We start from the raw sequence: 13,545 nt of genomic DNA, 5'->3' as shown, positions 1-13,545 counted from the left end.
GAAGCTACGGGTCCTCCGTTCGGAGGACAAGCCTCCCGAACGGGGTCGGGTGCTGCTGGGCCGGCATCCGGCGCCGTTCGTCAGTTGAGGATCTCGCCTCGCCGCTCGGGCGGTACGTCGACGATGCGCTCGCGCCACTGCTGGAGGGCTTCGGGCGTGAGCCGGATCCAGTCGGTGATCTCGGCGAGGACGCGAAGCGGCTCCGCGCTCCGGTACGACCGGGTCGGGTTGCCGGGGAACTTCTTGTCCGTGACGTTGGGGTCGTCCTCGAACGCGCCGGTGGGTTCGACGAGGTAGACCCGCGGAGTGCGCTGCTCGGAGGCGAGCTCGGCGGCGATCTCCGCCGCGAGGCCGGCGCCGTCGCGGAGGGCTGTGAAGTAGACGTGGTTCATGATCACGTCGGGCCGGTAGTTCGACGGGAAGCCGGGCGAGAGGTGGTCTCCGGCGCGGAGCTCGGCGGTGGTGCCGTGATAGAACGGCCCCGTTCCCTGGGATGCGGTCACGCCGGGATTGTACGACCGCCGTCGAGGCGAGACCGTCCTGAAGGTGTCCTTCGCTAAGCGAGCCCGTACCGTTTCTGCAGCTCGGGGATCGCCGAGAAGTCCCCGACGAACCAGGTCCGAAGAGAGGCATTCCACTCGTAGGCTCCGCCTCGCAGCCCCTCGATCCACCAGGTGACGAGTGTGCAAAGCGATCGGCAGCGCCCCCACGTGTCGTTGAATTGACCGAATTCGGGCGTCGTCTGGTGAACTTCTGGCGGATTCCTCGGTCCTGGATTGCAGTCGACGGCTTTGCTGTAGTTGTCGAGTTCGAGGCGAAGCCATCCTTTTCCTACACCCCAGGTGATGTCCTCTAGTCCGGGCTCAGGCTCTTCGTACATCGGGAGGTGGACCAGGACGTACATCTCGATGGCTTTCTCGAGGCTGGCTGGGTGAATCCCCGGCAAGGGAACACTGGCGCCATTCGCCCAGGCGAACCAGGAGATCAATTCGCTCGTCGGGGTCATCTGCAACGCCGCCAATTGAGAGCGCACCGCCTCCTCTGACAGGCCCGGGCCCAAGTACTGCCGGGCGTCGAAGCCGGCCGAGATCATCTCCACCTCGTAGGTCACGAGGAGATCGGCCAGGAGGGACGGCGACCAGCTCTCGACGACCGGAACCCCGTCGACGAGTCGGATCTCTGGGAGTTCGGGTCTGTTCATCAGCGGTCTCGGCAGATCCAGGTGGTGGGAGGCGAAATCATGGGCACCGACAGAAAAGCACGTTCTCGCGATCTCTGGGACGCACGAACCGCCATCGGGCGGCACGCCGACAGAGCGGGAGGCTAGGACCCGGCTGCCTGGAGGCCCCGCCGGGGGCCGTCCCGCATCAGCAGGTACTTCTGGAAGACGCCGTCGCGGCCGGTGTGCTGCCGGAGATCGGCGAACCGCCAGCCCGCATCGACCGCCTCCGGGTGCAGCTCGAGCGTCCCGCCGTCGGCGCACGCGACGGACTCCGCCGTCCAGGTCGTGACGGAGGGCAGGTTCAGGGTGCCGATGTGCGCCTGCGCGCCGACGTTGAAGGTCCGATCCACGTGCACGTCGTCGGCGTGGACCCCGGTGAAGAGCTCGTCCCCCCACGGGAACCAGCTCGTCGGCCGCAGGGCCTCGTCGGGCAGGTCGGAGAGGAGCTCCTCGAGGTTGCCCCGCCACTTGGTCCGGTCGAGCCGGTCGAGACCCAGGCGGACGATGAACGCAGGAGTCCCCCATCCGGCACCGGTGCCGCCCAGGAAGTGACCGTCGGCCATGATCACCAGCCGCGCCGTCTCTCCCGAGTCGAGAGCCCAGGAGGCGTAGAAAGCGTTCTCGAGGCGTTTGTGCCGCGCGATCGACCCGAGCCGGCTCGTCTTCCGCTTCGTGGGCGCCGCCTTCGGGACGTGCCGCACGCGTCCCGGTCGGCCTTCGACCGCGTCGCGGACGGACTCGACCAGTGCCGCCACGGCGGCGACGGTGAAGGACGTCGTCTCGGTCGTGACGTCGTACGGGCCCAGCGCGGGCAGGCCGCCGGTGCGGAGGCGCACCACCGTCCATCCGATGCCGGCGAGGAGGTGGTTCCGGCGGCGGTCGGTGTTCTCCTCGCCCGCGTGGGTGTACCCGGAGTCGAACTCGACGCAGACCCTGCTGCCCGTGACGAGGAAGTCGGGGGTGAGGACGGGCCAGGTGCCGCTCACTTCGTCGAACCCGCACTGCAGGGCGCTCCGTCCGGGGTGCAGCGGCAGGCCGGCATGGATCAGGCGCTGCCGGAGGTCCTGCTCCGTCTTGGACGTCACCGGGTTGTGCGAGGCGACGACGGTCCCGGCAGGATGCTCGGGGCCCGGCACCGCACCGTTCGGAGCGAGACGCGGCGGAGGTGGTGTCACCCCCGCATGCTGCCCTGGTTCGCTGACAGGCCCCTTCGGCTTCGGGCTCGACCGTGTTGACAGCGTCGACGAGCGCTGTCTATAGTCATGGAATCGTTCCCATGGAAACGATTCCACAGCCTCGGCTGACAGCGACCCACAACGGAGTGCCTCGATGAACAACGTCACGATCAAGGACGTCGCCGCGCGCGCCGGCGTCTCCGTGGCGACCGCGTCGCGGGTGCTCTCCGGCAGCTCGGCCACCTCCGTGGATTCGCGACGGCTCGTCGAGCAGGCCGCTCGGGAGCTCGACTTCCGCCCGAACCTCCAGGCACGCGCGCTGCGGGTGACGCGCACCGACACCATCGGCCTCCTCGTCTCGGACGTCCGCAACCCCTTCTTCGCCGACCTCGCCCACACCATCGAGCAGGCCGCGCTCGAGGTCGGCTACGTGACGCTCCTCGGCAACGCCAACGAGCGGGCCGACCAGCAGAACCGCTACCTCGACACGCTCATCGCCCGGCGCGTCGACGGGGTCATCGTGGCCCCCCAGGGCGACGACACCGGCACCGTGCAGCAGCTCGTCGCCCGCGACATCCCGACCGTCTTCGTCGACCGCGTGATCCCGGGCATCGACGTGCCCACGGTGACGACCGACAGCTCCACGGGCATCCGTCAGACCGTCGCCCATCTGAAGGCCAACGGGCACACGAGGATCGGCTACATCGCCGGTCCGCAGAGCGTGTCGACGGGGCGCGAGCGGTTCACCGCCTACCAGGAGGCGATCGCGGAAGCGGGTCTCAGCCAGGATCCTGCGCTCATCGTCTTCGGCGACTTCCAGGCCGCGAGCGGATCGGCCGGCGTCAGCAGCCTCCTGGCCCTCGACGAACCCCCGACCGCGATCTTCGCCGCCGACAGCCTGATGGCCGTCGGCGCGATCGCGATCCTCCACCGCCTCGGCTTCCGCATCGGCTCGGACATCGCGCTCGTGGCGTTCGACGACATCGAGTGGTTCTCGCTGCTGGAGCCCGCCCTCAGCGTCGTCGCCCACAGCGTCGAGGACATGGGGCGGGTCGCGATGGAACTCCTGCTCGAGGTCATCGCGGGCAGGACCCCCGCGTCGGTCCGACTGCCGAGCGAGCTGATCGTCCGCGCGTCCTCCTCCACCCCCTTCGACGGACGTCGCGCGAGCGCACGGTCGCGCTCCTCCGACACCTCTCCTCTCCACCCCAAGGAATCCGCATGACGACACGACCCCTCCTCACCCTGGACAAGGTGAGCAAATCGTTCGGCCCCGTCCAGGTCATCTCGGACGTCACCGTCGACGTCCATGCCGGGCAGGTGCAGGTGCTCCTCGGCGAGAACGGGGCGGGCAAGTCGACGCTCATCAAGATGATGTCCGGCATCTACCAGCCCGACGGCGGCCGGATCCTCGTCGACGGCGAGCCCGTGTCCCTCCCGAACGTCAGCGCCGCCGAGCGCCTCGGCATCGCCACCATCCACCAGGAACTCAACCTCGTCGACTCCCTGAGCGTCGCGGAGAACGTCATGATGGGCCGCCTGCCCAAGCGCTTCGGCCTGCTCGACCGCAAGACGCTGCGCCGTCGGGCCGAGGAGGCGCTCGCCACGATCGGGCTCGACGTCGACGTCGACACCCCCGTCGGGGAGCTCGGGATCGCCCGGCAGCAGCTCGTCGAGATCGCCAAGGCGCTCAGCGTGGACGCCAGGATCCTGATCCTCGACGAGCCGACGGCCGCCCTCACCCGTCACGAGACCGAGAACCTCTTCCGCGTCGTCGGCGACCTCCGCGCTCGCGGCGTCGGCATGCTCTTCATCAGTCACCACCTCGACGAGATCGCCGAGATCGGCGACACGGTGGCCGTCCTCCGGGACGGACACTTCGTCGCCGAGGTCCCCGCGTCGACGCCCGAGGACGAGCTCGTCCGTCTCATGGTCGGCCGCAGCATCGAGGAGCAGTACCCGACAGGCGACGCCGTCGTCGACTCGTCGAACGAGGTGCTGCGCGTCGAACACCTCACCTCCGCCGGTCGCTTCCAGGACGTGTCGCTCACGGTCCACGCGGGGGAGATCCTCGGTATCTCCGGCCTCGTCGGCGCGGGCCGGACGGAACTCGTCCGCGCGATCGCAGGAGCCGACGGGTACGACTCGGGGACCGTCACCGTGCGCGGAAAGCGCCTCGCGGCCGGGAGCGTCAAGGCGGCGATCCAGGCGGGCATCGGGCACGTGCCCGAGGACCGCAAGGGCCAGGGCCTCGTGCTCGGCGCCTCCGTCAACGACAACCTCGGCTTCGCCACCCTCGCCTCCACCGCGCGAGGCGGCCTCGTCGACTTCGCCGGGCAGAAGCGACGGGCGGAGGAGGTCGCGACGACGCTCCGCATCCGGATGAACGACATCGATCAGCCCATCGGCTCGCTCTCCGGCGGCAACCAGCAGAAGGCGGTCTTCGGCCGCTGGATCCTGGCCCGGTCCACCGTCCTGCTGCTCGACGAGCCCACCCGCGGCGTCGACGTCGGCGCCAAGGTCGAGATCTACGAGCTCATCAACCGCATCACCGAGGCCGGCGGAGCCGTCGTCATGGTCTCGAGCGAACTGCCCGAGGTCCTCGGCATGAGCGACCGGATCCTGGTGATGCGGGACGGCCGTATCGCCGGCGAGCTCTCCGGCGCCGACGCCACCGAGGACGCCGTCATGACCCTCGCCGCCCGAGACGTCGCCGACGTCGACGTCGCCTGAGCGCCGTCACCCCACCCGCTTCCCCCTCTTCCGCGTACAGCGCAGTACCCACAGAAAGCACCCGCATGTCATCGATCGCTGCGAAGGCCCCCACCCGGTCCTTCTCCTTCACGAAATTCCTCGCGAACAACGGCGCCCTCGTCGGGCTCGTCGTGCTCTGCATCGCGCTGTTCATCGCGACGCCCGACTTCCTCACGGGCCGCAACATCCTCAACATCGGCATCCAGGTGTCCACCGTCGCGGTGCTCGCCTTCGGAGTGACGTTCGTCATCGTCGCCGGAGGCATCGACCTGTCGGTCGGGTCGGTCGCCGCGCTCGCGTCCATGAGCTCCGGCTACTTCTTCAGCACGTCCGGGCTGCCCGGGTGGCTCGCCCTGATCGCGGGCCTCGCCGTCGGCATCATCGCCGGAGCCGTCAACGGCCTGGCGAGCGCCTACGGCAAGCTGCCCTCCTTCATCGCCACGCTCGCCATGCTGAGCGTCGCGCGCGGCCTGACCCTCGTCATCTCGGACGGCCGACCGCTGCCGACCTCACCCCAGGTGTCGTTCCTCGGCAGCGACATCGGGCCCGTCCCCGTGCCGATCATCGTGCTCGTCATCGCGGCCGTCGTGGCCTCCTTCCTGCTGAACCGCACCGTCCTCGGCCGGTCGATGTTCGCGGTCGGCGGCAACGCCGAGGCCGCCCGGCTCTCCGGCCTGCCCGTCAAGCGCATCGTGGTCGTCGTGTTCGCCCTCTCCGGGCTGTTCGCCGCCCTCGCCGGTCTGCTCCTCGCGGGCCGCCTCGACTCGGCCCAGCCGCAGGCCGCCAGCGGCTACGAGCTCGACGCCATCGCCTCGGTCGTCATCGGCGGCGCCTCCCTGGCGGGCGGCGTCGGCCGGATCTCGGGCACCTTCATCGGCGCGCTCGTGCTCGTCGTGATCCGCAACGGACTCAACCTGCTGAACGTCAGCTCGTTCTGGCAGCAGGTCGTCATCGGCCTCGTCATCGCGATCGCCGTCGGGTTCGACGTGCTCCGTCGCAAGACCCGCAGCAGCTGACCCTCCTCCCTTTCTCCCTCCATCACCACCATCACCCACCACGCAGCAAGGATCCGACGATGAAGTTCTCCTCCACCACCCGCAAGGCCGCGACCATCGGCGCCGTCGCCGCACTCGTCCTCGTCGGCACCGCCGGCTGCAATCGCGCGAGCTCGGGAGCCGGTGCGAACCCCAAGGTCGTGCTCTCCCTCTCCACCCTCAACAACCCGTTCTTCATCGAGGTCCGCGACGGCGCCAAGGCGGAAGCCGCGAAGAAGGGCGTCGACCTCGAGATCGTCGACGCGCAGAACGACTCCGCCCAGCAGTCGAACCAGCTCCAGACGGCCGCATCCGGCAGCGCCAAGGCCGTCATCGTGAACCCGGTGGACTCGGATGCCGTGGGTTCCTCGGTCTCCGCTCTCAACAAGGGCGACATCCCCGTCGTCGCGGTCGACCGGACCGTCAACGGCGCGACCACCGCCTCCTTCATCGCCAGCGACAACGTCGCCGGCGGCGAGCAGGCTGCCGAGGACCTCGCGAAGGCGATCGGCGAGAAGGGCGACATCCTCGTCCTCCAGGGACAGGCCGGCACCTCGGCCAGCCGCGACCGCGGCAAGGGCTTCGCCGAGGGCATCAAGAAGTACCCGAACATCAAGGTCGTCGGGGAGCAGACCGCGAACTTCGACCGCGCCACCGCCCTCGACGTCACCACCAACCTCCTCCAGGCCCACCCCGGCATCGTCGGCATCTTCGCCGAGAACGACGAGATGGCCCTCGGGGCGATCAAGGCCCTCGGTTCCAAGGCGGGCACGAGCGTCAAGGTCGCCAGCTTCGACGGCGAGGACGACGGCCTCTCCGCGATCAAGGACGGCACGCTGAGCAGCACCATCGCGCAGCAGCCTGCCAAGCTCGGCGCCCTCGCCGTCGACCAGGCTCTCCTGGCGATCGACGGCAAGGCCACGAAGACGGTCTCCGTTCCCGTCGTGTCGGTCACGAAGACCAACGTGGGTGACTTCAGCAAGTGAGAGAAGAAGCAGGATCCGTCGTCGTCGTGGGTTCGCTCAACGTCGATCACGTGGTCACCGTCGAACGGCACCCGCTGCCGGGCGAGACCGTCATCGCGAGATCGCTGACGTTCCTTCCCGGCGGCAAGGGCGCCAACCAGGCCGTCGCCGCCGCGCGTCGCGGTGCCGCGACCACCATGATCGGCCTCGTCGGCGACGACGGGGACGCCGAGATCGCGACCAGCCTCCTCGCGGAGAGCGGCGTGGACATCGCCGGCGTCGGCACCGTGGAGGGGCCGACCGGTCTCGCGACGGTCACCGTCGACGCGGCGGGGGAGAACACGATCGTCGTCGTTCCCGGCGCGAACGGCAGGATGACGGCGGACGTGGTCGAGCGGTCCGCCTCCGTCATCGGGGGTGCGGCGGTCGTGATCCTGCAGGGCGAGATCCCGGCCGACGGCATCGCACGGGCCGCACAGCTCGCGACCGGTCGGCTGCTGCTGAACCTGGCACCCGTGATCGAGCTGGGCCCGGACGTCGTCCGCCGTGCCGACCCGCTCGTCGTCAACGAGCACGAAGCGGCCCTCGTGCTCGGGCACCTGCGGCCCGGGCAGACCGTGCCCGAGACCGAAGCCGAACTGGTGGCGGGCCTGCAGGATGCGGGTGTCCCCAGCGTGGTCATCACGCTCGGGGCCCGCGGCGCGCTCGTCGCCGATGGCGACGACGTGCACGCCGTGCCGTCGCCCCGGGTCGTCGCCGTGGATTCGTCGGGAGCGGGCGACGCCTTCGTCGGTGCGCTCGGCGCAGCGCTGGCAGCGGGGTCGACTCTGCTCGAGGCTGCCCGGCAGGCGGTGCGCGTAGGTGCGTTCACCGTGCAGCGGGCGGGGACGCAGGCGTCGTATCCGACGCTCGCGGACGAGCTGCCGAGTGTGTCCGAGGGCGAGGACTCCGGGGCGGGTTCTCCGGATGCCTCGCGCGGCGCAGGGACCGACTCGATGGCGGTGCCGACGTGAAGCGCGCGGGGATCCTCAACGCGTCGCTGAACGCCGGGCTGAGCCGGCTCGGGCACGGCGACCTGGTCGTCGTCGCCGACTGCGGGCTGCCCGTCCCTCCGGGGGTGCCGTTCGTCGATCTCGCTCTCGTGCACGGGGTGCCGCGCTTCGAGGACGTCCTCGACGCCCTGCTCGGGGACGCTGTGTTCGAGACCTGCGTCGCTGCGACGGAGGCGCAGGGCACCGTCGCGGACGAGTGGCTCACGGCGCGCTTCGACCGCGTCGACCACATCGGCCACGAGGCCCTCAAGGAGCGTTCGTCGGACGCGCGGCTGTTCATCCGGACCGGCGAGGCGACCCCGTTCGCGAACGCGCTGCTGTACTGCGGCGTCCCGTTCTGACCCGTGGCTGGAAGTGCGACGGTGGCTAGCCTGGAGCGATGACCACCGAGTACTACCTGATGAACCGTCACGAGGGTGTGCCCGGCTACGAGCCGGAGTACTACCGCGTGACCGGCGCCACGCAGTACAGGCTCAGAGAGGGCGCCTGGGTCGAGCTCGGCGCGAAGGGCACGTACAAGAACGAGCCGCTCTGGTGGCGCATCAATGGCCACGAGGATTTCAGCGAGATCACGGTGGAGGAGCTGCCGCCGGGGACGCCGGCCTGATCGGCTCGCGTGCCGCGCCGCCCAGATGGAGCGCCGTTTTATTCAGCGCCGCACGCGCTCCGGTCTGGCCGAGGCGAAGACTCAGGGGTACTTAGGGGGCCGCCCACGGGCTATGGATAGCGAGAAGGCCGCCTTAGCAGTCAAGCTCAGCGACGAGGGCGAAAAGGCCGTAGACATTGCCAAGACGCTCGGCCTCTCCCGTACCCACCCTCTACAGGTACCTCGCGGCGTCTTGTCGGCGATGAGGGCCGCAGGCGACGCGCTGGTGGTCTTCCCGCGCTGTCAGTTTCGGACGGGGAATAGCGCGGCGGCGACGTAGAACACGGGGAACGTAGCTACCGCCACAAGGCCTGCGATGATCCCGAGCCGTCTGGCGCGACCAGGCTCCGTGCCAGCGACGAGCGCAACTCCGACGACGATCACGATGGTCAGTGGAAGAGCAACGATGGTCACTCCTCCCGCCTCCGTCAAGAAATGTAGCGGGCGATCCATTGGCTCGGAAATGCCCTGCAACGACCACGCAAGCACGACCGACTCCAGCACAGCGAGCACGCCCAGTACGACGGCAGCTACCCCAGCGACCCGCCTCCACGTCCACCGAGGTTTTTCCGTCGCGTTCCCATCGGTGACATTGTCAACCTCGGTCACTTGGACTCCCCTCAGCGCCGTGTAAGGGCTTGGCGTCAGTCTGACGCAGCGGGCAGCCGCTGGCCTCCGCCGCAAGGCTGACTTACGGCGGCGAGTCGTCGCATCTCGCCGCGCCGAGGGCATGTCCATCGTCGCAGCGATCCGCCATCTTGCTGAAGACTCTGATGCTGCACAACCACTACCTGGAAGGAGCGGTATCTGGGTCGCGTGTCATCGGAAGCGTCGCTGGGTCAGCCTCTGCGCCCACGTGCAGCGACTGATTCCCGACGTGGCGGATGACCGAAAGCATGCCGCCCAACTACGTGGAGACACTCGGGATGAGTCTCCCCATCCATTGGTCCAAGCGAAGGTTCTTGGATGCATCGGGATCGACGTCCTTGACGAGCAATTCAAGCGTGGCACGAGCAAGCCCTGCCCCAGCTCGTCGCGACACCTCCACGACACGTCGTGCCTCCTCGTAGAGCTCTACAACATCAGTCGCCAGGTCGCGGTGGCCGGGTCGATGCCGTCAGAAATGGGGCGCACCTGGATGCCTCGGTCACAAAGTCCCGACACCGTGTTCAGGACGTCGAGGAGGGAGCGGCCAGTCGGTCGATGCGCCTCACGACGAGGGTGTCTCCGTCGGTGGCGTGCTCGAGCAGGTGCCGCATCCCGGGCCGGTCGGCGGCGTTTTTCCTGCCCGAGGTGACGTCGGAGAAAATGTCGCGTTTTTGGACCCCTGAGAGAAGAGTGAATCGATCTGAACTTGGGGGTCTTGGTTGGTGGCGCTGATGTGGGTGAAGCCGAGAAGCCTCATCCAATCGTCACGTCTCAGAAACCCCTAGAAACAGGCCGACACGACGAAAACTTGTGAGACAACATTCCGAGACATCAATGCCGTTCGACGATTTGCATCAGATGTGGGGGAGTGGCCTCGATCGTCACTGACCATTGGTGGGCGCGTGAGACGTCTCGTAAATCCTTAGTTTTTCGAGACGCGGTCTTACGCGAGAGCATTTCGACCCAGCCGTCAGTCAATGTCACCTGGCTCTCTTTCGGCACGTGGAACAGAGAATGGCGCCGGCGGTACCTCCGCTCGGCAAGCACCGCGACAGTACGGCGTGCAGGCTCGCGTCTCCATGCTGTAAGCGCTGTTTACGCCCTCAACGAGTGGTCACCGTCCCATTTTCGGCGCTAGACACGGTCGATCAATTGACCCCGGTCCCCTAGGAGTTGCTTTGATTTCTGAGACGACGGTAGGCCCAAGAAAGAACAGCGGTCACGCCGGCACCGACAAGAAGTGGTCCTAAAAAACCGAGGATTTCACCCCAGCGCTCGTAGCGACTGACTGTGATGGTCGCCGTGAAATCATCGACCTCGCCGGAAAGCTTTACCGGCCAGATGTTTGCGAGCTGCCCGAGGAAGGTGACATTGCGAACGTCGTAGGTAGATGGGAACGCGGATGAAACGGTACCGACCGAGCTCGTATGAAGCGCGACAACGGGGCTGGCCGAGGAGCCGAAAAGATGCTCGATGGTTGTTGTTCGCTCTCCAGGAATCGCTGCTCCGGATGCGACGGCCACCTGGAACATCCACGAATCGAAGCGCGACCTCGTGAGCCCCGGAAAGTCCGGCAGCTCAAAACCGACCTGAGCGGCAGTGCCTGATTCGACGTGCTGGTTACCACTCTCGATGTTGCCGCGCGTTCCGGGGGTTGAACTAGGCAGATGAACCCAAATGAGAGTGCCGAATGACTTGCAATCGATGTCCCAGGTGTAGTCACTTGACTTGATGCTCGTGGTCTCGCGGACGTCGAGCACGCCTCCCGGCAACTTCAGCAAACTCTTGTCACACGTCAATCCGCGCGAAAGGCCAGAAGTCACGCCGCGTCGTAGCGTGACCTGCGCGGAGTTGGAGTGGTTGGGTCCGGGGCTACCGACTGAAAGAATCGACTTGACGGGTAGGAGTAGGCCAACTTCTGCTTTTCCATCGTTGTCGGGCAAATAGATCGGGTTTACGCGGAACAGTCCTGACAGGGACGGGTGCCCTGGGGAATCAAAGTTGGGATACAAGTCAATAGAGGGATCGTCCGCCGGCATGAACGGAGTCGAGGGGGCTGACTCTTTATTGAATAATGGCGCATGGTCATTCGCCAAAACAGCAAACGAAGGCGTGTCCGAAGGCGGCTTTTCCGCCCATGAGCGCAAGCTCACCATGCCTGACGCCACGATGACCGCTACGACTGCAAGGAAAAGAAAGCCAGCGATGGTGCGATGTATTTTGGTCCGCGTCGGAAGCGGCTCTGCGTGACGAGCGGAAATTGTCGGTGCCGCTCGTTGCTGGCGCTGCCGATGGTTCACGGGCCCCTTTACGTTCACCTGCTGCCGCTGCGGAGATGGACTGGTGCGATCACGTCAGGCTACACGTTGGATAACTCCTGTGACGCTGAAGCGAGCATTTAGCGAGGCATCCTCATGGCGCCATACGAAGCGTTGTTGTGCATTATGAGCGGCTTTAGCCGCGGGCTTGACGCGACAGGTTCCTCGCTGCTCGGCAACGACAACAGGGAAGTCGCCGTGTTTCAGGGCGACGGGTCAGACGTTTGCAGGGTGTCGCACGTCAGGCCCGTTGAGGTAGGGCACGATTCTGCGAGTCACCTCGACCGGGTTGGTGCCGGCGCCATGATCGATTTGAAAAAAGAAGGGCCTCCGCTCATTGGCGGTCTACGCCGGTCGCCTCCGAAGAGACGCCCGCGGCGTCTGAAAAACTTTTAGTTTTCCAGAACATATCTCAATCCTGGGCAGTCGCCGGACGCTGCACTAGCAATGTCAAACGTTGCCCGACCTGCGTCGCCGTCGCGGCATAAATTCTTTAAACACAGACCGCGAAAGGGAACAGATGCACGAGGCCCGCTATCCGACGACGTGGACGTTCAACCTGGACGAGCGGACCACTCACATGTCGCTCGTCTCAACGAGCCCTACGCAGCCACCGGTACCCGCAACTCCACCCGCAATCCGCAACGCGCTTTCCAACTTCGCGCGTTCGTCTTCGACCCAGAGCGACGTCGTCGCCCTCCTTGACGTGAGCGCCGACTTGATGGAGGTCTCCGTCATCCACTACGAGTTCGCTGCGCTGGCGGTCGACAAAGCCCTCCAGGCTCTCGAGCTCACGATCCGCCTTAAAGTCGACCAGTCGGCCAAGGCCGGCATGAGTCGTCTCATCGGGACACTTCGGAAGGACTACGCCCTCCGGCCCGAGCTCGACGAACTCCTTCGCGACGTGCTGCATCTGCGAAACAGCTGGGTCGGGCACCCGCGAGGCGCGGTCACCTACTCGATGGTGTCGGCCGTCGGCTTCCTGAGCCACATCTGCGCCGCCATCGCGGAGATCTCGGACTTCGACCGACACTAGGTACGAGGCCCAGGCGGCTCGGGTTTGCGTTTGGTGAGAAGTTTCAAAACGCGATATGCATTGTCGCTCCGCTCGCCGCGCGAAAACGAAGCCACCATGGCGACCGTGGCGACGAGGGCGAAGTACGCGAAGCCGAGCACCGTAGCCATGTTCGCGACGGGTGCAAGGATCGCCAGGTAGAAAGCAAGGTCAGACAAGGTGTCTCCAACAACTGGCGCGAGCTCCCCACCGTTCAACGCCGGTCCTTAGATGACGGGTCGACCAGGTATCGGCACAGATGGCTCTGCTGTTCCGTCCCTTCACCGAATGTCGAATCCGGCCTGTGGGGAGGCCGGGCAATCGGTGAGCGGGAGCGGAACTGCCGTGTTGGACCAGAGCCGATGGTGCCGGCGCCGGAATCAACGTTTTTTTCTTTTGCCCGTGAAGCTATCCACGGGCGACGAGGTGTCGACGTTGGGCGTCGACCCTTTGCCAAAGCTGTCACTCGCTAGAGAGGAGGACTCCCGGTTATCTGACCGAATTGGCCTTTTACCCGGGCAGCTACTCATTCTGAGCGGTGCCGCTTCGCAAAATAGGATACACCATGCATCCGACATATCCTCGAAGCTGCTCTCGTTGGGCTCTGGGTGATATGCCAACGCGGCCTCGCCGGTCACCTGTTCAGATGCGGCGAACCTGCCTCGTGCGGTCTACGA

At 66.5% G+C, this 13,545-nt stretch carries 15 protein-coding genes and 1 pseudogene; 9 read left to right on the top strand and 7 right to left on the bottom strand.

What is annotated here, in order from left to right; all coding sequences use genetic code 11:
• Positions 1-80 precede the first annotated feature (80 nt).
• The 3 genes from arr to AS850_RS14355 all read right to left on the bottom strand — a co-directional run bounded on the left by arr (position 81) and on the right by AS850_RS14355 (position 2,397).
• The gene (gene arr, locus AS850_RS16870) at positions 81-503 is read right to left on the bottom strand and encodes an NAD(+)--rifampin ADP-ribosyltransferase (RefSeq protein WP_236940746.1); all 423 of its coding nucleotides are present in this window, start codon (positions 501-503) and stop codon (positions 81-83) included.
• 53 nt (positions 504-556) lie between these two features.
• Positions 557-1,201 carry a hypothetical protein gene (locus tag AS850_RS16865; RefSeq protein ID WP_236940745.1) on the bottom strand — a complete coding sequence of 215 codons (645 nt, stop codon included), beginning with the start codon at positions 1,199-1,201 and terminating at the stop codon, positions 557-559.
• A 122-nt stretch (positions 1,202-1,323) separates the two neighbouring features.
• A complete protein-coding gene (locus AS850_RS14355) occupies positions 1,324-2,397 on the bottom strand; it encodes a DUF559 domain-containing protein (protein WP_164088469.1) in 1,074 nt (357 codons plus the stop codon).
• Positions 2,398-2,551: 154 nt separating this feature from the next.
• On the opposite strand from AS850_RS14355, the gene AS850_RS14350 reads away from it, so the two are divergent.
• The 8 genes from AS850_RS14350 (at position 2,552) to AS850_RS17085 (ending at position 9,128) form a co-directional block, all read left to right on the top strand.
• On the top strand, positions 2,552-3,622 hold the full coding sequence (locus tag AS850_RS14350) for a LacI family DNA-binding transcriptional regulator (RefSeq protein WP_119869732.1): 1,071 nt from the start codon (positions 2,552-2,554) through the stop codon (positions 3,620-3,622).
• Complete coding sequence (locus AS850_RS14345; RefSeq protein WP_119869731.1) at positions 3,619-5,130, top strand: sugar ABC transporter ATP-binding protein; 1,512 nt, start codon at positions 3,619-3,621, stop codon at positions 5,128-5,130. The genes AS850_RS14350 and AS850_RS14345 overlap by 4 nt, the downstream gene beginning before the upstream one ends.
• Before the next feature lie 65 nt (positions 5,131-5,195).
• Positions 5,196-6,167 (top strand): ABC transporter permease, encoded by a 972-nt coding sequence (locus AS850_RS14340; protein WP_119869730.1) that lies wholly within the window; start codon positions 5,196-5,198, stop codon positions 6,165-6,167.
• A gap of 59 nt (positions 6,168-6,226) precedes the next feature.
• On the top strand, positions 6,227-7,171 hold the full coding sequence (locus tag AS850_RS14335) for a substrate-binding domain-containing protein (protein ID WP_119869729.1): 945 nt from the start codon (positions 6,227-6,229) through the stop codon (positions 7,169-7,171).
• Positions 7,168-8,163, top strand: coding sequence for a ribokinase (locus AS850_RS14330; protein WP_119869728.1), 996 nt, complete (start codon positions 7,168-7,170; stop codon positions 8,161-8,163). The genes AS850_RS14335 and AS850_RS14330 overlap by 4 nt, the downstream gene beginning before the upstream one ends.
• On the top strand, positions 8,160-8,543 hold the full coding sequence (gene rbsD, locus AS850_RS14325) for a D-ribose pyranase (RefSeq protein ID WP_119869727.1): 384 nt from the start codon (positions 8,160-8,162) through the stop codon (positions 8,541-8,543). The genes AS850_RS14330 and rbsD overlap by 4 nt, the downstream gene beginning before the upstream one ends.
• Positions 8,544-8,581: 38 nt before the next feature.
• A complete protein-coding gene (locus AS850_RS14320; protein WP_119869726.1) occupies positions 8,582-8,809 on the top strand; it encodes a hypothetical protein in 228 nt (75 codons plus the stop codon).
• Complete coding sequence (locus tag AS850_RS17085; protein WP_119869725.1) at positions 8,748-9,128, top strand: helix-turn-helix domain-containing protein; 381 nt, start codon at positions 8,748-8,750, stop codon at positions 9,126-9,128. Before AS850_RS14320 ends, AS850_RS17085 begins: the two co-directional genes overlap by 62 nt.
• Here the strand turns inward: AS850_RS17085 and AS850_RS14310 are convergent.
• From AS850_RS14310 to AS850_RS16340, 3 genes and pseudogenes are all read right to left on the bottom strand, one after another.
• A complete protein-coding gene (locus tag AS850_RS14310) occupies positions 9,092-9,457 on the bottom strand; it encodes a hypothetical protein (RefSeq protein ID WP_123955540.1) in 366 nt (121 codons plus the stop codon). The genes AS850_RS17085 and AS850_RS14310 overlap by 37 nt on opposite strands.
• 468 nt (positions 9,458-9,925) lie before the next feature.
• A pseudogene (locus AS850_RS14305) lies at positions 9,926-10,253 on the bottom strand (recombinase family protein); the annotation flags it as partial.
• 409 nt (positions 10,254-10,662) lie between these two features.
• Positions 10,663-11,796, bottom strand: a complete 1,134-nt coding sequence (locus AS850_RS16340) for a hypothetical protein (protein ID WP_123955539.1) — start codon at positions 11,794-11,796, stop codon at positions 10,663-10,665.
• 724 nt (positions 11,797-12,520) lie between these two features.
• Between AS850_RS16340 and AS850_RS14300 the strand changes: the two genes are divergently transcribed.
• Positions 12,521-12,850, top strand: coding sequence for a hypothetical protein (locus AS850_RS14300; protein ID WP_123955538.1), 330 nt, complete (start codon positions 12,521-12,523; stop codon positions 12,848-12,850).
• On the opposite strand, the gene AS850_RS16335 is transcribed toward AS850_RS14300, so the two are convergent.
• A complete protein-coding gene (locus AS850_RS16335) occupies positions 12,847-13,047 on the bottom strand; it encodes a hypothetical protein (RefSeq protein WP_123955537.1) in 201 nt (66 codons plus the stop codon). The genes AS850_RS14300 and AS850_RS16335 overlap by 4 nt on opposite strands.
• Positions 13,048-13,545: the final 498 nt, after the last annotated feature.

It is taken from the genome of Frondihabitans sp. 762G35, from assembly GCF_002074055.1.
Classification (GTDB): Bacteria; Actinomycetota; Actinomycetes; order Actinomycetales; family Microbacteriaceae; genus Frondihabitans.
This window is presented reverse-complemented; position numbering and strand designations above follow the sequence as displayed.